The 18,676-nt window shown below is 69.8% G+C and carries 31 protein-coding genes; 17 read left to right on the forward strand and 14 right to left on the reverse strand.

Translation table 11 applies throughout. The features are described 5' to 3' along the window. Positions 1–260: 260 nt before the first annotated feature. The 4 genes from ACQUQD_RS35230 to ACQUQD_RS35245 form a co-directional block, all read right to left on the reverse strand. Complete coding sequence (locus ACQUQD_RS35230; protein ID WP_428956245.1) at positions 261–860, reverse strand: hypothetical protein; 600 nt, start codon at positions 858–860, stop codon at positions 261–263. Between the two features lie 126 nt (positions 861–986). Continuing rightward, positions 987–1,856 carry a recombinase family protein gene (locus tag ACQUQD_RS35235; protein ID WP_428956246.1) on the reverse strand — a complete coding sequence of 290 codons (870 nt, stop codon included), beginning with the start codon at positions 1,854–1,856 and terminating at the stop codon, positions 987–989. A gap of 129 nt (positions 1,857–1,985) precedes the next feature. Then, entirely contained in the window at positions 1,986–2,156 is a 171-nt protein-coding gene (locus ACQUQD_RS35240; protein ID WP_428956247.1) for a hypothetical protein, read from the reverse strand. Between the two features lie 62 nt (positions 2,157–2,218). Further along, on the reverse strand, positions 2,219–2,431 hold the full coding sequence (locus ACQUQD_RS35245) for a hypothetical protein (protein ID WP_428956248.1): 213 nt from the start codon (positions 2,429–2,431) through the stop codon (positions 2,219–2,221). A 105-nt stretch (positions 2,432–2,536) separates the two neighbouring features. Between ACQUQD_RS35245 and ACQUQD_RS35250 the strand changes: the two genes are divergently transcribed. Next, positions 2,537–2,971: a hypothetical protein gene (locus tag ACQUQD_RS35250; RefSeq protein WP_428956249.1), complete on the forward strand. Its 435-nt coding sequence runs from the start codon at positions 2,537–2,539 to the stop codon at positions 2,969–2,971. 38 nt (positions 2,972–3,009) lie between these two features. Here the strand turns inward: ACQUQD_RS35250 and ACQUQD_RS35255 are convergent, their stop codons facing one another. Continuing rightward, positions 3,010–3,195 (reverse strand): hypothetical protein, encoded by a 186-nt coding sequence (locus tag ACQUQD_RS35255; RefSeq protein ID WP_428956250.1) that lies wholly within the window; start codon positions 3,193–3,195, stop codon positions 3,010–3,012. A 70-nt stretch (positions 3,196–3,265) separates the two neighbouring features. Between ACQUQD_RS35255 and ACQUQD_RS35260 the strand changes: the two genes are divergently transcribed. Together ACQUQD_RS35260 and ACQUQD_RS35265 are read left to right on the forward strand one after the other, a co-directional pair. Beyond that, positions 3,266–3,556, forward strand: a complete 291-nt coding sequence (locus tag ACQUQD_RS35260; RefSeq protein WP_428956251.1) for a hypothetical protein — start codon at positions 3,266–3,268, stop codon at positions 3,554–3,556. A 50-nt stretch (positions 3,557–3,606) separates the two neighbouring features. Then, on the forward strand, positions 3,607–4,524 hold the full coding sequence (locus ACQUQD_RS35265; RefSeq protein WP_428956252.1) for a Ku protein: 918 nt from the start codon (positions 3,607–3,609) through the stop codon (positions 4,522–4,524). Here the strand turns inward: ACQUQD_RS35265 and ACQUQD_RS35270 are convergent. Continuing rightward, positions 4,521–4,874, reverse strand: coding sequence for a DUF6233 domain-containing protein (locus ACQUQD_RS35270; RefSeq protein WP_428956253.1), 354 nt, complete (start codon positions 4,872–4,874; stop codon positions 4,521–4,523). The genes ACQUQD_RS35265 and ACQUQD_RS35270 overlap by 4 nt on opposite strands. A gap of 55 nt (positions 4,875–4,929) precedes the next feature. Here ACQUQD_RS35270 and ACQUQD_RS35275 point away from each other — a divergent pair, with 55 nt between their 5' ends. Both ACQUQD_RS35275 and ACQUQD_RS35280 read left to right on the forward strand, forming a co-directional pair. Then, positions 4,930–5,169, forward strand: a complete 240-nt coding sequence (locus ACQUQD_RS35275) for a hypothetical protein (RefSeq protein ID WP_428956254.1) — start codon at positions 4,930–4,932, stop codon at positions 5,167–5,169. Then, a complete protein-coding gene (locus ACQUQD_RS35280) occupies positions 5,166–5,357 on the forward strand; it encodes a hypothetical protein (RefSeq protein WP_428956255.1) in 192 nt (63 codons plus the stop codon). Before ACQUQD_RS35275 ends, ACQUQD_RS35280 begins: the two co-directional genes overlap by 4 nt. A 114-nt stretch (positions 5,358–5,471) precedes the next feature. Here ACQUQD_RS35280 and ACQUQD_RS35285 read toward each other — a convergent pair whose 3' ends face one another. Then, the gene (locus tag ACQUQD_RS35285; protein WP_428956256.1) at positions 5,472–5,762 is read right to left on the reverse strand and encodes a hypothetical protein; all 291 of its coding nucleotides are present in this window, start codon (positions 5,760–5,762) and stop codon (positions 5,472–5,474) included. Positions 5,763–5,837: 75 nt separating this feature from the next. Here ACQUQD_RS35285 and ACQUQD_RS35290 point away from each other — a divergent pair, with 75 nt between their 5' ends. Then, positions 5,838–5,969 carry a hypothetical protein gene (locus ACQUQD_RS35290; protein WP_428956257.1) on the forward strand — a complete coding sequence of 44 codons (132 nt, stop codon included), beginning with the start codon at positions 5,838–5,840 and terminating at the stop codon, positions 5,967–5,969. Between the two features lie 184 nt (positions 5,970–6,153). Continuing rightward, on the forward strand, positions 6,154–6,351 hold the full coding sequence (locus ACQUQD_RS35295; RefSeq protein ID WP_428956258.1) for a hypothetical protein: 198 nt from the start codon (positions 6,154–6,156) through the stop codon (positions 6,349–6,351). 3 nt (positions 6,352–6,354) lie between these two features. On the opposite strand, the gene ACQUQD_RS35300 is transcribed toward ACQUQD_RS35295, so the two are convergent. The 3 genes from ACQUQD_RS35300 to ACQUQD_RS35310 all read right to left on the reverse strand — a co-directional run bounded on the left by ACQUQD_RS35300 (position 6,355) and on the right by ACQUQD_RS35310 (position 8,430). After that, complete coding sequence (locus ACQUQD_RS35300) at positions 6,355–6,534, reverse strand: hypothetical protein (protein ID WP_428956259.1); 180 nt, start codon at positions 6,532–6,534, stop codon at positions 6,355–6,357. A gap of 62 nt (positions 6,535–6,596) precedes the next feature. Beyond that, positions 6,597–7,931, reverse strand: a complete 1,335-nt coding sequence (locus ACQUQD_RS35305) for a hypothetical protein (protein ID WP_428956260.1) — start codon at positions 7,929–7,931, stop codon at positions 6,597–6,599. 25 nt (positions 7,932–7,956) lie between these two features. Continuing rightward, complete coding sequence (locus ACQUQD_RS35310) at positions 7,957–8,430, reverse strand: hypothetical protein (protein WP_428956261.1); 474 nt, start codon at positions 8,428–8,430, stop codon at positions 7,957–7,959. A 37-nt stretch (positions 8,431–8,467) separates the two neighbouring features. Between ACQUQD_RS35310 and ACQUQD_RS35315 the strand changes: the two genes are divergently transcribed. Then, positions 8,468–8,725, forward strand: a complete 258-nt coding sequence (locus ACQUQD_RS35315) for a hypothetical protein (RefSeq protein ID WP_428956262.1) — start codon at positions 8,468–8,470, stop codon at positions 8,723–8,725. A 320-nt stretch (positions 8,726–9,045) separates the two neighbouring features. Here the strand turns inward: ACQUQD_RS35315 and ACQUQD_RS35320 are convergent, their stop codons facing one another. After that, a complete protein-coding gene (locus ACQUQD_RS35320) occupies positions 9,046–9,273 on the reverse strand; it encodes a helix-turn-helix domain-containing protein (protein WP_428956263.1) in 228 nt (75 codons plus the stop codon). Between the two features lie 257 nt (positions 9,274–9,530). On the opposite strand from ACQUQD_RS35320, the gene ACQUQD_RS35325 reads away from it, so the two are divergent. The 3 genes from ACQUQD_RS35325 to ACQUQD_RS35335 all read left to right on the forward strand — a co-directional run bounded on the left by ACQUQD_RS35325 (position 9,531) and on the right by ACQUQD_RS35335 (position 11,190). Then, entirely contained in the window at positions 9,531–9,770 is a 240-nt protein-coding gene (locus ACQUQD_RS35325; RefSeq protein WP_428956264.1) for a hypothetical protein, read from the forward strand. Between the two features lie 366 nt (positions 9,771–10,136). After that, positions 10,137–10,334, forward strand: coding sequence for an antitoxin (locus ACQUQD_RS35330; protein WP_428956265.1), 198 nt, complete (start codon positions 10,137–10,139; stop codon positions 10,332–10,334). A 208-nt stretch (positions 10,335–10,542) separates the two neighbouring features. Next, a complete protein-coding gene (locus tag ACQUQD_RS35335) occupies positions 10,543–11,190 on the forward strand; it encodes a DedA family protein (RefSeq protein WP_428956266.1) in 648 nt (215 codons plus the stop codon). Between the two features lie 29 nt (positions 11,191–11,219). Here the strand turns inward: ACQUQD_RS35335 and ACQUQD_RS35340 are convergent, their stop codons facing one another. Next, complete coding sequence (locus tag ACQUQD_RS35340; protein ID WP_428956267.1) at positions 11,220–11,756, reverse strand: gamma carbonic anhydrase family protein; 537 nt, start codon at positions 11,754–11,756, stop codon at positions 11,220–11,222. A 123-nt stretch (positions 11,757–11,879) separates the two neighbouring features. Between ACQUQD_RS35340 and ACQUQD_RS35345 the strand changes: the two genes are divergently transcribed. Then, entirely contained in the window at positions 11,880–12,617 is a 738-nt protein-coding gene (locus ACQUQD_RS35345; RefSeq protein WP_428957728.1) for an acyltransferase, read from the forward strand. Here the strand turns inward: ACQUQD_RS35345 and ACQUQD_RS35350 are convergent. Then, positions 12,614–13,513 (reverse strand): LysR family transcriptional regulator ArgP, encoded by a 900-nt coding sequence (locus ACQUQD_RS35350; protein WP_428957729.1) that lies wholly within the window; start codon positions 13,511–13,513, stop codon positions 12,614–12,616. The two genes, ACQUQD_RS35345 and ACQUQD_RS35350, sit on opposite strands and share 4 nt — an antisense overlap. A 69-nt stretch (positions 13,514–13,582) precedes the next feature. Here ACQUQD_RS35350 and ACQUQD_RS35355 point away from each other — a divergent pair, with 69 nt between their 5' ends. Together ACQUQD_RS35355 and ACQUQD_RS35360 are read left to right on the forward strand one after the other, a co-directional pair. Next, positions 13,583–14,197, forward strand: a complete 615-nt coding sequence (locus tag ACQUQD_RS35355; protein WP_428956268.1) for a LysE/ArgO family amino acid transporter — start codon at positions 13,583–13,585, stop codon at positions 14,195–14,197. Positions 14,198–14,279: 82 nt separating this feature from the next. Then, positions 14,280–15,587 carry an MFS transporter gene (locus ACQUQD_RS35360; RefSeq protein WP_428956269.1) on the forward strand — a complete coding sequence of 436 codons (1,308 nt, stop codon included), beginning with the start codon at positions 14,280–14,282 and terminating at the stop codon, positions 15,585–15,587. Between the two features lie 14 nt (positions 15,588–15,601). Here the strand turns inward: ACQUQD_RS35360 and ACQUQD_RS35365 are convergent, their stop codons facing one another. Then, the gene (locus ACQUQD_RS35365; protein ID WP_428956270.1) at positions 15,602–16,468 is read right to left on the reverse strand and encodes an EamA family transporter; all 867 of its coding nucleotides are present in this window, start codon (positions 16,466–16,468) and stop codon (positions 15,602–15,604) included. A 93-nt stretch (positions 16,469–16,561) separates the two neighbouring features. Here ACQUQD_RS35365 and ACQUQD_RS35370 point away from each other — a divergent pair, with 93 nt between their 5' ends. The 3 genes from ACQUQD_RS35370 to ACQUQD_RS35380 are packed head-to-tail and all read left to right on the forward strand — an operon-like array spanning position 16,562 to position 18,653. Beyond that, positions 16,562–17,134, forward strand: a complete 573-nt coding sequence (locus tag ACQUQD_RS35370) for a helix-turn-helix domain-containing protein (protein ID WP_428956271.1) — start codon at positions 16,562–16,564, stop codon at positions 17,132–17,134. A gap of 43 nt (positions 17,135–17,177) precedes the next feature. Then, positions 17,178–17,744 carry a YbaK/EbsC family protein gene (locus tag ACQUQD_RS35375; RefSeq protein ID WP_428956272.1) on the forward strand — a complete coding sequence of 189 codons (567 nt, stop codon included), beginning with the start codon at positions 17,178–17,180 and terminating at the stop codon, positions 17,742–17,744. 45 nt (positions 17,745–17,789) lie between these two features. Beyond that, positions 17,790–18,653 carry a hypothetical protein gene (locus tag ACQUQD_RS35380; RefSeq protein WP_428956273.1) on the forward strand — a complete coding sequence of 288 codons (864 nt, stop codon included), beginning with the start codon at positions 17,790–17,792 and terminating at the stop codon, positions 18,651–18,653. The last annotated feature ends 23 nt before the right edge of the window (positions 18,654–18,676 follow it).

Consider the following 18,676-nt stretch of genomic DNA (forward strand, 5'->3'; position numbering starts at 1 on the left):
ACATGTGGTTGAACCGTGCACCCCGTCACCGTCTCGTGATCCGGGCGTAGCGGACTCCGTATATAGGGGAGAAGGGTTGGCTCAGGATCTGTCCGGGTTCGCGGACTCCTGGCCGCCGTCCGACCGCTGCCCCTACGGTGGACGTACTGGGTGCTGACCCCACCTTCTGAGGCGCGGCTCGTGCAATCCCCTTTGGCGGGGGCGGGCCGCGCCTCACCGCATGCGCGGAGCCGGCAGGCAACGACCCTCTGCGTCTGGTGCTATTGCTCGACGAGACGGTACGTGGCGCTCCTCGGATCGGTCTTCGCGATGACTCCTGTGGCGGCAACATCACGAAGCGCTTGCCGGGCCCGCTTCTCTTGCTGCCTCCGGTCCCCGTCTCCATGGCCTGCATCGTGCAAGGTTGCGACAGCACGGGCCGTGTCCCAGGTGCCGCCAAGGGCGCGAATGGCTTTGACGAGTACTTCCTGGTGCGTCAGAAGGAGACTCGCCAGATCTTCCTGAGTGGGTCCGCTGACCTCAAGGATAGGCAGGCCGAAGGGTGCCGGCCCGATGGCAGAACAGCCGCTCGTGTTGGGCCCGCCGGTGGCCACGAACGCGCTCTCGCGACCGTCGGGCATTCGGAGAAGCCCCGGGAACGCATCGCCGAGGTCCACTCCGGAGTCTTCGTCGATGATGCTGATGCTGCCCGCCCACGTACTGTCCCGGTCGGACTCACGGTTGTCGGTTCGCGTTGGGTCGTATCGAAGAACGAGGGATGCGGAGACTTCGACCTCGCGTCCGTCCGAGAAGACGACCGTGGCAGGGCCGACGTACCGCTGCCGGCCGTCGCCGGGATGGAAAGGTGCTCGTTCTGTCATGCCGGGAGGGTAGCGGCAGGCTCGCCCCCTAACGACCTCCTGGCCGAGCAGATAGCGCATAACGTTCCCTTGGGCGCCGCGAGTTGACCATGGGCCGCCCCCGATAACATGCGGTATCGCGGGTGGTCAGCTGGCCATGGCTGCCGCCTCGTCGTGGTCGCGGAGCATCCGCATCACGGTCGCCGCGGAAGGGTGCTGTCCCTTCTTCTTGCCGCTGGTGATGACGAGCCTGCCTGCGATCTCGCGCAGGCTGAGGTTTTGGTCGCGCAGGCGGAGTGCCATGTCGAGCATGTCGTTGTCGGTGACGCTGGCGCCGCCGATCGTCTTGCCGTTCTTGCGGGCGGTCTCGTGCCCGTCGAGGGTGCGTTCGCGGATGTACTCGCGCTCCATGCCGGACATGGCTGCGCAGAACGCGAACATCGGGCCGGACGAGTCGTGTTCGCCGCGGAGTTCGCCGGTGAGGAACTCCAGGCGGATGCCGTACTCCTTGAGGCTCTCGGCGAGGTTGACGAGGTCGGCACCGCGGCCGAGACGCTTGTGCTCGTGGACGACGAGCGTCACCTCCAGGCCGGTGGTGCGGAGTTCGCGGGCGAACTCGATGGCCTTGGTCAGTTCGGGCCGGGCCTTGACGCGGGTGCTGACCTTCTCGGAGAAGATCCGGCTGACGTCGGCGTCGTTGAGCGCATCCAGCTGGTAGTCGACGGACTGCCGGGCGGTGGAGGCACGCGCGTAGCCGATGCGGACGTTGCCCGTAGCGCCGCCAGTCTTGGTCGCCGCCGGGGCGGGGAGGGCTTCCCACCGCTGTCCGGGCTTTCGCTCCGTGGGAGTTGGAACGGAGAGTTCCTTCTTCAGTTGCGACACGAGTCGGAACCGGGCGGTGTGGTACTGGATCGCGACGCGGCCCTTGGTCGTCCGGCAGGGGGAGCCGGCGGGGGCTTGGCAGGTGGACATCGGGCAGTCGTGTTGCTCGACGAGGATGTGCGGGTCGGCGGCCATGCCCGATTGTTTCATGGGGGTGTTGCAGACCGCAGTGGTTTTGCAACACCCCATGAAACAAACCGAGCTGCGGCGATCTCGGCTCGGCGTTTCAGTTCACGAGGGACCACCTATGAAACATAGGCTAGGTCAGGTCGCTTCGACGTCAGACCTCCACCGGACCTGGTAGCAGTACCCGTCCCGCTGCATCATCTGGTAGAAGTCGTAGCCCTGGTCGATGTCCCGAAACTCTTGGACGTGCACGTGGTCCTTGCCGGTGTCGACGTGCTTCCACGTCACTCGGTATGTCTCCTCGGCCATGGGTGCTCCTTGGTGATCGAGAGGCTTCTACTGGTGAGGCATCGTCCCACCAGCCCGCACCACTAGTTCTCTCGTTGCTCGATTGAGAACCCGTCGTATCCAGTGCAGAGGCTGTCGGGGCAGTGCCAGAGGACGGATACGTCGCGGTCGACGCTGTCGCTCATGTCGGGGAGCAGCTTGCGGTCGACGCGGCTCATCTTCCCGCAGTCGGGACAGGGTTGGGCGCGGAGACGTCGAGCTTCGGACTGGCTGTAGATGGTCTTTGGAGTGCTCATGTTCGGACCGTAAGCCCATTTCGCAGGAACGTTGCCCCCCTCTCCCTCTCGGGCAGAGCGTGGCGGGTCGTAGGATCCCCTCGTTCAACACCAGAGGGGGGCCTCATGAGCGAGTCCATCAATGAAGGTGACCAGGTCGTGAGACGCGGCGGGAGCCGAACGCCGCGCATTGTGATCGGTGTCGCGCTACTCGTCATCGCCGCAGGAGCTGGCGGTTTTGGCGCTGGCCGGGCGATGGCGCCGAAGTCGGACCAGAGCGCGGCCGGCGCGTGTTCGGAGCCGAAGGGGGCGGTGGATCGCTTGGTCGATGAGGAGAACGGCGCTGATACGAATGAGGATCCGGCCGAGAAGTCCCGGCGTGCCTCAACGCTCGTGAACTTGGTGTTGCAGAATCCGTCGTGCTTCAGTGCCGAGCTTCGCGCCAGAGCTCAGACCGCGAAGGATCAGCAGGCGGCAAACGCGGACAGTGCCGCATTGTCGGAGGCTGCTTCGCGTGCCGCAGAGTGCGCTGACCCCAATCGCCTGACTAGCGTCTGCTGATGAGTGCCCGCCCCCACCTCCCGCGAGGGCGGGGCGCGTCACGCTCTGGGTTCGAGGAGTTCCCCGACCTTGGTAGGCAGCACCTCGACGTCGGTGCATCCGTCGGCTTCGAGCCTGGCCTTCTCGTGCTCGGCGCTGGCCTTGTCGTAGCTGACGGCGGAGGCGTGCGCCTTGCCGTCGGGGCTGGTCCAGCGGAGTCCGTAGTTCTGCATCTTGATCGCCATGCGGTGATTGTCGCTGGCGGGGCTGACAGCGGGAGGGAATGCTATCGGCCGGTCGTGCCATGCTGGCCGCATGACCGATACCTGGACCACTCCGCTTGGCGGCACTCGACTCGAAGGCCCTGTCGCCGACTGGCAGCACCCTGACGCCTACTGGACTCCCGAGTTCGAGGCCACGGCGCGTGCCAAGGAAGCTTCCGGCGAGCCTGTTCCGTGCCCGGTGTGCACCACCGAGGTCTCGAACGTCGAGCAGGACGCCGTCTACGGACTGCGCCAGGACATGGGCTCCGTGTACGAGAGTCACGCCGGGACTCTGGGCTGGCTGGTGACTCTGCACCCGTGTGGGCACAAGCTGGCGAGGTGATCGCAGCCTGCTTAGGCTGATGGTCTCGGGGCTGACCATGGAGGTTCGTCATGCCCCGCCCCGTCTGGACCGGCGCCATATCGTTCGGCCTGGTCACGATCCCGATCAAGGTCACGGCCGCCACCGAGGATCATTCGATCCGCTTCCACCAGTACCACCTGGAGGACATGGCCCGGGTGCGCACGAAGAAGATTTGCGAGGTCGAGGACCGCGAGGTCTCGAACGTGGAGATCGGCAAGGGTTACGAGGTCTCCAAAGACACGGTTGTCGCCATCTCCGACGACGAACTGCGCGACATCCCGCTCCCGACGGCGAAGGCGATCGAGATCGTCGCGTTCGTGCCCTACGAGTCGATCGATCCGATCCAGATCGGCGAGGGCTACTACCTAGAGACCGACGGGCAGGTCGCCACGAAGCCCTACGTGCTGCTGCGGCAGGCCCTCGAGCGGAACTCGAAGGCGGCGATCGCCAAGTTCGCCTGGCACGGCCGCGAGCGCCTTGGCCTGCTGCGGGTCGTCGAGAACGCGATCGCCCTGCACGCCCTGAAATGGCCCGACGAGATCCGCTCCCCGGAGACCCTGGCCCCGAAGCCCGCGGAAATCACAGACAAGGAGGTCGACGAGGCGATCCTCCTCATCGACTCCATGACCCTCGAGGAGCCGATCGCCGACGCGGACTGGGCCACCGACCGGTACACGGATGCGCTCGCGGACGTCATCAAGGCGAAGGCCGCGGGCAAGAAGCTGCCGACCGCGGAGGCCGAGGAGGCGCCGGCCGGGCAGGTTGTTGACCTCATGGCCGCACTCGAACAGTCCGTCCAGAAGGCCCGAGAGTCCCGCGGCGAGGGCGAACGCGCCGACGTCCACGAGCTGAAGCCGAAGAAGACCGCGAAGAAGGCACCGGCCAAGAAGGCGACGGCGAAGAAGGCGACGAAGCGGACGCCGACAGGCAAGGCGAAGCCGGCCTAGACGTCGATGATCCCCAGCTCGGTGTCCGGGTTGCAGTGGCTGCAGGGCGGCACCTGGTCATAGAGGGCGACGCGCGCCTGGTCCGCGGTGATCGGCTTGGAGCGTTTGCCGGCCATGTGGCAGCCGCCGACGTGGACGTACACGGGCCGGTGCCCTTGCAGCCCCATCTCGATGAGCCACTCCGGCTCGGGCGGGCGTTGTCGGGCTGCTTGCTCCTGTTCGACGGTTCGGCGTTCTTCGTCGGCGATCCACCGGTCGATCTGGGCGAGCTGGTCCATGGCCTGCTGCTCGACGACGCGGCGGGTGAATCGCAGCATGTCGATGCGGGCGGCAGGACTGGTCTCGCTCATAAGTTCGATTCTATGCTGGAGTCACACGAGCACCACACGAGCCCCGGGAGGCGGCATGAACGACCCGCTCGCCACCCTCGCCATCGACCCGGCCGGCCTGGACGTGGCACCCTCCAGCTGCCCGCCGTCCCGCATCAGCCGCCGCCGTCTCGCCCCGCCCGACTCGGTGCCCTGCTCCGTGTGCGGCGTGATGGCGGTCGCGACCCGCATCGTCACCCTCGACGACGAACCCCGCTGGCTCGACCTGTGTCGCACCCACCTGCTGGTCGCCACCGGGAAGAAGGTGGGTGCGTGACCGAGGAACCCGGCAGATATCGCGTCAGCCTCACCGTCGGCGGCGTGCGCGTCGCCAACGGCTGGTGGAACCTGCTCGCCACCGCAGAGAAGAAGTGGACCGGCTGGGTCGGCGAGCAGGGGCGCGACGGCGCCCGCATCGAACTCGTCGACACCGAGACCAGCGACGTCCTCAAAGCCTGGCCGTAGCCCCGGCGTTGTCAGTGGCGCGGGGTACCGTTTCTTCATCCATCAACCTTGCGGATCGATGGCTACTCGACGAGGCCCCGTCCCGTACAGCACCGGGTGCGGGGCACTCGGCTGTCAGGTCGCGTCGCTCTCCGGCTGCGGGTGGTACACGGCGAGCTTCACGGCCTTCTCTGCGGCCCGCCGGTCCTCGGCTTCGGCCTGCGCGGCGAGGCTCTTCTCAGCCGCCTGCCGCCAGGCTTCCAGCAGTCGGTCGCATTCCGCGTGCTGCTCCTCGGACCACTCCCCGGGCGGCACCCGCACGCCTTCCCCGCCCTGGCTGGCGAAGCGTTCCTGCAGGGCGATGAGGTCTTGGTGCGCGTCGCGCGCGGCCCGCTCAAGGGGGATCAGGGAGTCGATGTCAGCCACACCGAGATCATAGATCGTTCACGATTCATCCACGGCGGCGGCGCTCCCCGGCCGCAGCTCTGTCATCCTGCTGGCATGCGACTTTGGCGCGAGTACTGGGAAGCCTTCGGTGTGCGGTACGGCCTGTTCCAAGCGTTCATGGCGGTCATCTGGCTGACCAGCGGCTTCGGGATGTTCGGAGGCCTCGCCTGGATGGCGCTCTCCTAACCCGCCATTACGATTCCCTCACGGCGAGCGCGTCCCCGGCGTACCGTGGAAGCGCGGCAGGGCGTGCACGCCGGAGCCCAGCGTCCAGGGGACGTGGCGGCCAAGGGTCTCAGACTCCACGCAAAACACCCCGCCCCCTCGTTGGGGCGGGGTCTTTCTGTTGCAGGATCTCTAGGATGGAGTCATGGACTTCAAGCCTGGCGGGTTCGGTCTCCCGAAGGAGCCGGTGGAGCTTCGCGACATCATCAAGCCTCACCCCTGGAAGGGCGAGATCTTCGTTCCCTTGGAGGCGACGCCAGAACAGCGCGCCGAAGCCGTGGCCATCGAAGCGTTCCGGATGGAGATCGACCTGCTCGACACCTCGGCGCTCGACGAGCTGTAGCCGTCAGGCCGCCGTCACGATCTCCCCGCGCACCGCCGCCGCCCACTCCACCACGAGCAGCTCGTACCGGGCCCGCTGCTCCGTCGACAGCCGCACCGCAGGATGCGGCCACAGGAGACGGATCTCCTCGTTGATGACCGCAGCCGGGCGCGGAAGGCCCGTGGCCGGGGGAGTGGGGGACATGCGTCAATCCTAGGCGGCCGGTACGACACAGCCCAGCCACCAGCGAAGACGGCATATTCCGATCAAGCCCCGAGGGCATCCATCAGGTGGTCGTCGAGATCCGCCACCCAGTCCTCGCGCCGCCACGGCCGCAGCTCCCGGCGGGCCCTGCGCAGCCGGATCGCAGGCACCCTGCCGCCCGTCGTCGCCGCGGCCGTCACGCACGTGTGCAGCAGCTCAGCAGCCTCCTGCGGGGAGCCCATGCGAATGCGTGCCAGGGCCTGGTCGGTACGGACGATCGCCCGCTGCACCTGCTCCCGCGGCGCCGTCAGCGTGGCAGCCGACTCAGCAAACTGATCGTGGGCGCGTGCCGGGTCGCCGACCCACAGCTGGCAGACGCCCTCGAAGCCCCGCAGGTGACCCGGCGAAAAGCTGGACGACGACGGGTCCCCGGCATGCGTGGCTTCCATGTCGTACCAGGCCAGACCGAGCGCCGTCTGCACCTGCCGGTCCAGATTGGCGCGGGCCGCAATCTCCGCCTGCAATGCGTGCGCACGCGCCCGGACAAGAACACTGTCGCCGGTCCTGGCCGCCCGCACCGCCGCATCCACGAGAGCACGAGGGCGCTCGAGACCGTCCTGCGAGTACAGGGTCACCAGGGCATGCGACATGTGGACCCCGGCCTGCCGCCACGGCTCCGACAGCTCGCCCGCCGTCCTGGTGGCCTCCGCGTACAAGACGCGGGAAGCGGTGTCGTCGCGCGTCTCGAACGCCAGCCGGCCCGCCAGCGTCGACGCAGCCACCGCGGTGGACCGCAGCTGGGGGAGCAGCGGCTCCGGCACCGGCCCGGCGAGCAGGGTGCGGCAGGCCTCGACGGCGGGGGACAGCATCAGCTGCAGCCGCACGAACGGCAGGCTGCCGACCTGGGCGTTAACCCCGTCGACCGTCGCCGCCAGATCGCCCAGCACCACATCGTCGGTGCGGGACGGATCCGCGAGAGCCCCAGCCAGACCCTGCTGCCCGCCCGGCGTCAGAAAGGCGAGCAGCGACGCGCCGCCACGGTCGGTGAGATGCCGTATCACCGCGGTGCGCGTCTCGCCGACCTGCCCGGCGCCCACCCCCAGCAGCCCGAGCGCATCACAGAGCTCAGCAAAGTCTGATCCCGCGCCGAGGCTGACCTGCCCGCAGTGGGTGGTGGCGTACACGTAGGCCAGCAGCAGCTGATACCGGTCGTCGGGGACCGCCTTGCCGGCTTCCCAGCGGGATACAGTGCGCTGCACGCTGGCCGCGGTCGGCATGTGCGGCACGTGAAGTTCTCGGCCGGCGTCGACGAGGGCGTGGGCGAGGACGGACAGGGACCAGGCGCGCCGATTCCTCAGCCGCTTCAGTGCGGAAGCCCCCGCCGTTCTGTCGTCCACGCAACCATCGTTGCGCAAATCGGGTCTAGATGGGGACGATCAGGCGAGGTTTCCCCAGCCCCGCGCAGTAGTTGATGGTCTGCCAGGTGCCCGACTCCGGCTCGTCGTGATGCGGGAAGCCGATCACCAGCGACGAGCGGTCGACCATGTACCGGTTCCGCTCGTGAAACGCTGGCGTTCGCAGTTCGACGGCCTTCAGCTCGACGACCTGCCGGATGCGGGTCTCGCTGCGCGCGATCGCCTGACGGGCCTCGGCCGGCTGCTGCTCGACACGGCCGGGCACGACGATGGTGATGTCGGCCCGCGTGTTCCCGGCCAGCCACAGCAGGGACAGAGAGTCGATGCCCTTCGCGCCGCCGATATAGAAGTGCCGGTCGGAGAACGGGCCCAGGTAGGAGTCGAACAGGTCGGCGTACTCGGCGGGCGACCGATGCCCGATGTTGCGGGTGCCGGTGATGGCCACCGACCGCGTGATCAACTCCATGTCACTGGATGTCATATCCCGTACCCCCGTCGCCCGCTGAGATCGTCTTCACGTGGACACCGACCTGCAAAACCTAGTCGAACAGCTGGAGAAACACGGCCTCACCGTCGCTCCCTGCGACCCGGAGAAGCGACTCCAGGTCACCAACCCGATCAGTAGTCTCCTGGCCGAGGAAATCGTCCTCAAGCGAGGCCGCTACTACACCGGGTTCGACTACGAGATCGGCGACCGCGGCCGCGAGGAGGCCTGCGCCCAGCGCATCGCCTACCTCCTCGGCGCTGCCACGACGTCCCGGCGGGCCGGGCCGTGAACGCCAACGTGCCGCTGCTGCCCAGCTATCGCCGCCATCTCGCGCACATACAGTCCTGCCCCGCCTGCGGCCGCCGCGAGACCTGCCCGGAGGGTCGAGATCTCGAACGTGCGTGGCGCGCAGAACGCAGCAGCTATCCGGGAAACGCAGACCGTGGGCCCGAGCCTGACCAGCAGTGATTTCTTCGCACGGGGCGTGAATGGAATGCGAAGACTCATGCACGGTGCAGGCTTCCACTGCGCAGATATATGCACTTAGATGCTGAACACCATTCAAACTCGGCCGTCGCGCGACACCCCCCGGCGCGGCGGCCGTTGCACTCAGTGGAGGAGGTCGGAGACGTGAACGCGCAGTGCATGGGCGACATGCAGCAGGTGGCTGAGTTTCATCTCGTGGCCGGCTTCCATCCTCTGGATGGTGCTCCGGTCCAGTTCGGCGTTGTGGGCCAGGGATTCCTGGGTCAGGCTCAGCTCCAGGCGGCGCACGCGGATGCGGTCGCCGACGGCCCGGCGGGCGTCGAGGATCCACGGCGGCTGTTCTGCTGGCACCCGAGCAACGCTTTATCGATCATGCTCTCAGGTCAGCAGCAAATCTGAGGCATTTTTTGATCTTGCTCCCGTGACCCCGGAGTGAGCCCATCGTGAAGATCTCTACACAGCCCCTAGGGAGATCCCTTGGGGCTAGGGGTAGTGTGAATGAATCGAACGCGTGTTCACTCGAAAGTGTGAACCACCCCGCTGACCTGCGCCTCGTTGTGCACAGTAAGGAACAATCGGATCAACCTCGCACCCGGCCAGGAGCAGATATGGACCGCCAGCAGATCCTCTCCCTCTACGAGTGGTCGCCCGGGGTCTGCTTCCGCCATCCCGCCAAAGGCGAGCAGTCGACCACCGTCGTGAAGCAGCTGCGTATCGACGGCGAGGACGTCCATGACGTCCGCGCCTGCGTGGACTGCCTCTTCGCAATGGAGGAGATGAGGCGCGAAGCCGCGGCCCGGGAGGGGCGCGAATACGAGCCTGGACTCGTGGGTGCTTGGGATGCTTGATTCTCCGGAACTAGCAGTTCAGCACCCCTTTGTGCGGCGCTCATTCAGGGAGGTTCCAGGGAGTGCCAGGCGTCCAGGGTGCGCCTAGGGGTACCTGGATGTACTCTTCCGTCTCGCCTCGTCTCAACTCGTAGCTACCGGTATTGCCTGGTCACAGTTCTATCGAGAAGCCGCAAGACGAGCGGCGCAGGTCGACAGCCGTGACCGGCGAGATGACCGTCGTCTGGACCCTGCGCCCCAACAGCTGACGCGCCTGCCCGGCCGGGTCCCGGCCTCCTCACGTACCGCCCTACGAGTTTCTGCGGATGCAGCAACTCCGACGGGCGCCCATGCTGGAGGCAACGGCTCGAACTGAGGAGGCCGACCATGTCCGTGATGGACAAGCTCAAGCAGATGCTCAAAGGCCACGAGGACAAGGCCGGTCAGGGCATCGACAAGGCCGGCGACTTCGTCGACGACAAGACCCAGGGCAAGTACAGCGGCCAGGTCGACACGGCCCAGCAGAAACTGAAGGATCAGCTCGGCGGTGGTGACCGGGGGCAGGAGCCTCCGCCCCAGCAGTGACCATCCGCCCGCCCCGCGGGCAGCCGATTGAGCCTCATGGAAGCCCCGCCGCACCCGCGGCGGGGCTTTTCCGTCATTCACCGCGCTCGCCGATGCACCGCGCGGGGCTCGGTCGCGTCATAGGGAGCAGGTAGGCTGCGCGGCGTGCGCGGCCAGTGGGGGAGCGCACGCGCGGCACAGGGACGACACGGGTACGGAGGCGACGGCGTTGCACGTCCAGGAATGGCTCGACACGATTCCGGCGGTCGCCATCTACGCCCTGGTGGCCGGGGTCATCGGTCTCGAGAGCCTGGGCATTCCGCTGCCCGGGGAGATCGTGCTCGTCTCGGCCGCGCTGCTGTCCTCCCAGCACGGGGACGTCAACCCGGTCGTGCTCGGGGTCTGCGCCACCGCCGGCGCCGTCATCGGCGACTCCATCGGGTACGCGATCGGACGCAAGGGCGGCCGCCCGCTCCTCGCCAAGCTGGGACGCAAGTTCCCCAAGCACTTCGGGCCCGCCCACATCGCCACGGCCGAGCGGTCCTTCGAGAAGTGGGGCATGTGGGCCGTCTTCATCGGCCGTTTCATCGCGCTGCTGCGCATCTTCGCGGGCCCGCTCGCCGGTGTGCTGCACATGCCGTACTGGAAGTTCCTGACGGCGAACCTGCTGGGCGGCATCGTGTGGGCCGGCGGGACGACCGCCGTCATCTACTACCTGGGTGTCGTCGCCGAGGACTGGCTGAAGCGGTTCTCGTACGTGGGCCTCGGCGTGGCCGTGCTGTTCGGGCTCGCGTCGATGCTGATCGTGAAGCGGCGGGCGGCGAAGGTCGCGGCCGAGCACGCCGCCGAGCCGGAGCCGGCGGTGGCCGGCGACTGACGCCGCCGGACACCCCGCGAGCGCGGCTCCTACTCGTGGGCCGCGCGGTGGGTCCTCGCCAGTTCCACGTACACCGTGCCGTTGAGGGTGACGCCCTCGCGCTCCTCGGCGGTCAGTTCCCGCCTGACCTTGGCGGGGACGCCCGCCACCAGCGAGCCCGGCGGGACCACCATGCCCTGCGGGACCAGCGCCTGGGCGGCGACCAGGGAACCCGCGCCGATCACCGCGCCGTTGAGGACCGTGGCGCCCATGCCGATCAGGCAGTCGTCCTCCACGGTGCAGCCGTGCAGCACCGCGTTGTGGCCGACCGAGACCCGCTCGCCGACCGTCACCGGGAAGCCGGGGTCGACGTGCACGGTGCAGTTGTCCTGGATGTTGCTGTCGGCGCCGAGCACGATCGGCTCGAACTCCGCGCGCAGCACGGCCCCGTACCAGACGCTCGCGCCCGCGTGCAGCGTCACGTCACCGATCACCACGGACCTCGGCGCCGTGAACGCCTCCGCGTCCACCTTGGGGTCCTTGCCGCCGATACCGGTGACGAGTGCCTCGTGGCCAGTGCTTCCCATGGGGTGCCGCTCCCTACGTCTCGTGCGTGCGTCGCGCCTGAGCGAACCGTACCTGTGGGGTGAAGATCACAGGCCGTCGAGGTGGGGGCGGACGGTACGGGTGAGTAACGTGGCGCCGTGCCGATGAAGTGGAACGTGTTCTCGCCGGACGGACGGTCCGCCAGGGGCGGCCTCGCCCATCGCGTCGTGCAGGCGGGCTGGCGCTGGGTGCAGCGCACGGGCGCGGTCACCGCCGAGCAGCCGGGCGGGCACCGGTTCGGCGCGATCGGCCACGGTACGAAGCTCGCGTTCCCGCAGGGGACCGTGTTCGGGGAGCCGTGGATCCGGCTCGGCGCCCACTGCATCATCGGCGAACAGGTCACCCTGACCGCCGGGATGATGCCGGACCTCGACCTGGGACCCGAGCCCATCCTGACCGTCGGCGACGGCGTCGTCATCGGGCGCGGCAGCCATGTCATCGCCGACACGACCGTGACCGTCGGGAGCGACGTGTACATGGGGCCGTACGTCTACATCACGTCCACGAACCACTCCTACGACGATCCGCACGAGCCCATCGGCCGGCAGTGGCCCCGGATGGAGCCGGTCGAGATCGGGCCCGGCTGCTGGATCGGCACCGGCGCCGTGATCCTGCCGGGGGCCAGGATCGGACGGAACGTCGTCGTCGCGGCCGGGGCCGTGGTGCGCGGCGAGGTGCCGGACCACGCGGTGGTGGCCGGGGCGCCGGCCCGGATCGTGCGGACCTGGGACCCGGAGGCGGGCTGGCAGCCACCGCTGCGCACCCCCGCCCCGCAGCCCATCCCGACCGACGTCACCCCCGAACAACTGCTGGCGCTCGCCGAGTTGGACGAGACGAGCTAGGAGCGCAGCGCCTCGGCCGCGGCCGAGGCCACCGCCGCCGCGACCGCGGCCAGCGCGGGGGAGTCCAGCTTCCACTGCTGCCAGTACAGCGGGACGTCGACGGGGCGGTCCGGGGCGACGGGCACGAGGCGGCCCTCGCGCAGCAGCGGGCCCGCCTGCACCTCGGGCACCATGCCCCAGCCGAGGCCGAGCGCGACGGACTCGACGAACCCCTCCGACGTCGGAACGGCGTGCCGCACCGCGCTCGCCGCGCCCCGGCCGCCGAGCAGGCCGCGCACGAACGCGTCCTGGTGACCGTCGCTGCGGTCGAACGTGATCACCGGGGCGTGCGGGAGCGTGTCCCGCAGCGGCCCGTCGAGATGCCGGGCCACGAAGTCCGGGTGGGCCGCGGCGATGTAGCGCAGCCGCCCCAGGGCGCGTACGGAACAGCCCGCCACCGGCTCGGGCGACGACGTCACCGCCGCCATCACCAGCCCTTCCCTGAGCAGCATCGCCGTGCGGGACTCGTCCTCGCGGTGCAGCTCGAAGCGGACCCCCGGGGTCCGCGGCACCCGGGTGAGCGCGCCGAGGAACCAGGTCGCCAGCGAGTCCGCGTTCACCGCGACCGACACCCGGGTCGGTCCCTCCTCGGCGCTCAGGCCCAACTCGGCGTACGCGTCCCGCTCCAGCCGGGCCAGCTGGCGGGCGAACCGGACGACGACCTCGCCCGACTCCGTCGGCCGCACCGGTTTGGTGCGCACCAGCAGGACCCGGCCCGTGCGCTGCTCCAGGGCCTTCACCCGCTGGCTGACCGCCGACGGCGTCAGATGCAGCGCGGCGGCGGCCGCGTCGAACGTCCCCTCGTCCACCACCGTGAGCAGGGTCCTGACCTGGTCGAGCGGGAGTTCCGGAATCATCACGAGCGCTAATGCTACGTAAAAATCCTTAGCTGTACGCGCTGTGATCCACTCCGTAGCGTCGAGGACATGACTGCTTCACTCGCCGCCGCTGCCGCGGGATTCGGTACCGGCCTCTCGCTCATCGTCGCCATCGGAGCCCAGAACGCGTTCGTCCTGCGCCAGGGGGTCCGCCGCGACGCGGTCCTCGCCGTGGTCGGGATCTGCGCCCTGTCCGATGCCGTACTGATCGCGCTGGGCGTCGGCGGCGTCGGGGCCGTGGTGGTCGCGTGGCCGGGGGCGCTCACGGCGATCGGCTGGATCGGCGGCGCGTTCCTGATCGGCTACGGCGTCCTCGCCGCCCGCCGGGTCGTCCGCCCGGCCGGCTCGCTGCGCGCGGAGGGCGAGGCGGCGGGTTCGCGCCGGCGCGCGGTGCTGACCTGCCTCGCGATGACCTGGCTCAATCCGCACGTCTACCTCGACACCGTGTTCCTGCTGGGCTCCGTCGCCGCGGGCCACGGGTCGATGCGCTGGACCTTCGGGCTCGGCGCGGTGCTCGCCAGCCTGTGCTGGTTCGCCGCACTGGGGTTCGGCGCCCGGCTGCTGAGCCGCTTCCTCGGCAGGCCGGCCGCCTGGCGGGTGCTCGACGGTCTGGTCGCCGCCACGATGATCGCGATGGGGATCACGCTGCTCGCCGGAACCTGAGGAGTGCGCGTTCCGCGGCCCTGGGCGGTGCTGCGATAGTGAACCCTGCACTCGATAGATGTAGCGAGCAACCAGGAAGACCGTGGACACCAGCGAGAGCAGTACCGGCACCGACCCGCAGGACGCGGCCGCGGCAGAGGCGGCACGGCCGCAGCGGCGCGGTTGGAAGCGCTGGGCCATGGACACCCGCCCCCTGCGCATCCCCGCCTACCGCCGCCTGTGGTCGTCGACCATCGTCACGGCCGTGGGCAGTCAGCTCACCGCCGTCGCGGTGCCCAAGCAGATCTACGACATCACCGGGTCCTCGGCGTGGGTCGGCGCCGCGAGCATGGCGGGGCTGCTGCCGCTCGTCGTGTTCGCCCTGTGGGGCGGCGCGGTCGCCGACAGCATGGACCGCCGCAAGCTGCTCCTGATCACCAACTGCGGCATCGCCGTGACCTCGGTGCTGTTCTGGATCCAGGCCGTCGCCGGACTCGACTCGGTGGCCGCCCTGATGGTCCTGCTCGCGATGCAGCAGGCGTTCTGGGGCCTCAACGCCCCGGCGCGCAACGCCTCCATCGCCCGTCTCGTCCCCGCGGGCGAGCTGGCCGCAGCCAACGCGCTCGGCTCGACCGTCATGCAGACGGGCCAGGTCGTCGGCCCGCTCCTGGCCGGTGTCCTGATACCCGTCATCGGCCTGCCCGAGCTCTACCTCATCGACGCCCTCGCGCTCTGCGTCACGGTGTGGGCGGTCTACCGGCTGCCCTCGCTGCCGCCCCTCGACTCCGCGACGAAGCGGCGGGCGGGCGTGCGCGAGATCGCGGCCGGGTTCCGCTACATCTCGGCGCACAAGGTGCTGCTGCTCTCGTTCCTCGCCGACATCATCGCCATGGTCCTCGGCATGCCCCGCGCCCTGTTCCCGCAGCTCGCCGCCGAGACCTACGCGCCGTACGGCGAAGGGCTCGCCCTCGGGCTGCTGTTCGCGGCGATCCCCATCGGGGCGGTGGTCGGCGGACTGTTCTCCGGCACGTTCTCCCGGGCCCGCCGGCACGGCTGGATGGTGATCGGCGCGGTCGTCGCCTGGGGCGCGACCATCACCGGGTTCGGGCTGAGCGGCAATCTGTGGCTCGCGGTGGTCTTCCTGGCCCTGGCCGGGATCGCCGACATGGTCTCCATGGTCTTCCGCGGCGCGATCCTGCTGTCCGCCGCCACCGACGAGATGCGCGGCCGCATGCAGGGCGTCTTCACGGTCGTCGTCGCGGGCGGCCCCCGTCTCGCCGACGTCCTGCACGGTTCGGCGGGCTCGGCGTTCGGCGCCCGCACGGCGGTCGCCGGCGGGGGAATCCTCGTCGTCGTCGCCATGGTGGGCCTGGCCCTCGCGGTACCGGCGCTGCGCCGCTACCGGATCTGACGCGGGCCGCCGGCTCAGCCCGTCGCCAGCAGGACGGTCCCGACCAGGGCGAGCCCCGCCCCCGCGGCCTGCACCCCGCGCAGCCTCTCGCTGAGGACTCCGCGCGCGGCCAGGGCCGTGACGACGGGGTACAAGGACGCCAGCACCGCCGCCACCGTCACCGGTCCGTGCTGGGCGGCCAGGGAGTACGTGCCGTTGGCGGCCACGTCCGCGAGGCCGACGAAGGCCAGGGCGGGCAGGGACCTGACGACCAGCTGGGCACCCCCCTCCCGCGGCAGCACCCGGCCCCCGCGCTTCGCGGAGACGAGCAGCGCCGCGCCGCCCGCCACCACATTCGTCACGCGCTGCACGAACAGTGCGAGGAACAGGCCGGTCAGCGTGGTCGACGCCTCCGCGATCAGGGACATCACCGCGCCGAAGCCGAACGCCGCCAGCAGCGTGAGCAGCACCGCCTGACGCTGCACCGGCGCGCCCTTCAGCTGAGGGCCCCCCGCGAGGACGACCCCCGCGACGGCGACCAGGATGCCCGCGAACTGCAGCAGCCCCGGCCGTTCGCCGAGGACGAGTCCGACGCCGACCGGCACGGCCACACCGAGCGAGCCGAGCGGCGAGACGACGCCCATCGGGCCGAGGGCGAGCGCCTTGTAGAAGGCGAGCATGGCGACGGGCCCGACCAGGCCCGCCCCCACGGCGAACCAGAGCTGCGGCCCGGCCTCGCTCCACGCGCCGGTCGCGGCCACGATCGCGCCGAGCACGGTCACGGCGAGGCACTGCGAGACCACCACGACGGTGAGCGCCGGGAGGCGTCGGGTCAGCAGCCCGCCGCCGAAGTCGGCCAGGCCCCACAGGAGGCTGGTGGCCAGGGCGAAGAGTGCTGTCATGCCGGACCTCGCAGTACAGTTTGGTGAACGTTCTGGTGCACCACACCGTAGTTCAGTGAATTAGACTATGTCATCCAAAATATTGGACGGAATGTGTCGGACCTCGACCTGCTGACCCAGTCGCTCGCCCGCAACGTCAAGCACTGGCGTGCCGAGCGCGGCTTCACCCTGGACGCGCTCGCCGGACGGGCCGGTGTCAGCCGCGGCATGCTCATCCAGATCGAGCAGGCCCGCACGAACCCGAGCATCGGCACGGTCGTGAAGATCGGTGACGCGCTCGGCGTCAGCATCACCACGCTGCTCGACTACGAGCAGGGGCCCAAGGTCCGGATCGTGCCCGCTGAGCAGGCCGTGCGCCTGTGGTCCACGGAGGCGGGCAGCTACCACCGGCTGCTGGCCGGGACCGAGGCGCCAGGGCCGCTGGAGATGTGGGACTGGCTGTTGCAGCCCGGGGACGGCAGCCCGTCCGACCCGCACCCGCAGGGCACCGTCGAACTGCTCCACGTCACCGAGGGGGAGCTGACCCTCGTCGTGGACGGCGTCCCGCATCTCGTGCCCGAGGGCGCGAGCGTCACGTTCGAGGCCGACGTGCCGCACGAGTACCGCAACGACGGTGCCGTCGCGGCCCGACTGGTCATGGCGGTGTCGGTGCCGTTCGAACGCTGAGACGCCCGGAACCCGTGCGCACGGCGGCTGTTAGCGTGCCGTCATGCGCGCACCCATCGGCACCTTCGACGTCGTCCGCCCGGCCCCGGAGGCCCTCGACCTGCTCACCCGCCCCGTCGCCGACGCCGTCCGGCACTGGAGCGGCACGGTCCCCGCGCAGGATCTGATCCACGTCGACACCGACCCCGAGTGGGCCGACACCGCCACCTTCGTCGAGCACTACGGGCCCGAGCTGCTCGCCAGTTCGGCGAACTGCGTGGTCGTCGCGGGCAAGCGCGGCAGCGAGACCACTCTCGCCGCGTGCCTGGTGCTCTCCGCCACCAAGGTCGACGTCAACGGCGCCGTGCGCCGCCAACTCGGCTCCCGCAAGGCCTCGTTCGCCTCGATGGACACCGCCACCGGCGAGACCGGCATGGAGTACGGCGGCATCACCCCGATCGGCCTGCCGGCCGACTGGCCGGTCCTGGTGGACGCGGCCGTCGTCGACCTCCCGCACGTCCTCATCGGCAGCGGCACCCGCCGCGGCAAGCTGATCGTCCCGGGCAAGGCGCTGGCCGAGCTGCCGGGGGCCGTGGTGCTGGACGGGCTCGGTGTCGGCGCCCAGGGGTGATCGGGGGCACGCCCGGCGGCGATCGGGTCGGGCACCATGTACGGCATGGATCTTGAGGGGATAGGTGCGCTGGCCGCGGCCGGCGTGGCGCTGATCGGCATCCCGACCGCCGTCCTCGTCGGGCGCTGGCAGTTGAAGGCCGCACTGCGCACGGCCGAGGCGACCGCCGACGCGGGGATGGCGCAGGCGCAGGCCGCCTATCGTGCGGCGGTGGACGCCGTCCGCGCCGAGGCGAGGGCCGCTCAGGAACAGTGGCACCGGGGGACCCGACGCGAGGCCTACGCCTCGTTCCTCCTTGCCGCCCATCGCTTGCTGGAAGGGGGCCGGCGGTTCGCTGCGGACAGTGCGGAGGAGCTCCCTCCGGGCCGGGCCGCGGCGGAGAAGTCCGCCGCGGACGAGGCGCGTGCCGCGCTCCGGGCCGCCCAGACGATCATCGAGCTGGAAGGCCCCGACGAGGTGGCCGCACCCGCCGCGGGGATGGTCGACGCGGCTCAGGAGATGGCGCGGCACCTGTGGGACGAAGCCGTCTACGCCCGGGCCTGGGGCAAGCTCGTCCGGCTCGACGACGATCCGGCGCGGGCCGTCGGCGCGGCGGCGGAACAGCTCATCGAGGCACTGCTCGAACTGCGCGCCCTGCACCGGCGCCAGGGCGCGACGGGTGCCGAGGCGAGTGACACGGAGCCGGGCGCGGCGGAACGGAACCGGGCCCGCCGGTCCTGCGTGGCGGCCCGGGAAGCGTGCCTGGCCGGGGCGTTCGAGGACGAGGAGTTCGACGCGCTGCTTGCCGGTCACTCGCCGCTGCCGCCGACCTTCGGCCAGGGATATGTGACAGCGGCGGAGGGCTTCGCCGACGCGGAGGTCCGGTTCGTCCGCGCCGCCAAGGTGGAGCTGCACCGCCCCGCCGCCTGACGCGGCGCTGCCCGCGGGGTGCC

The organism is Streptomyces sp. cg35 (genome assembly GCF_050410835.1).
GTDB lineage: Bacteria > Actinomycetota > Actinomycetes > Streptomycetales > Streptomycetaceae > Streptomyces.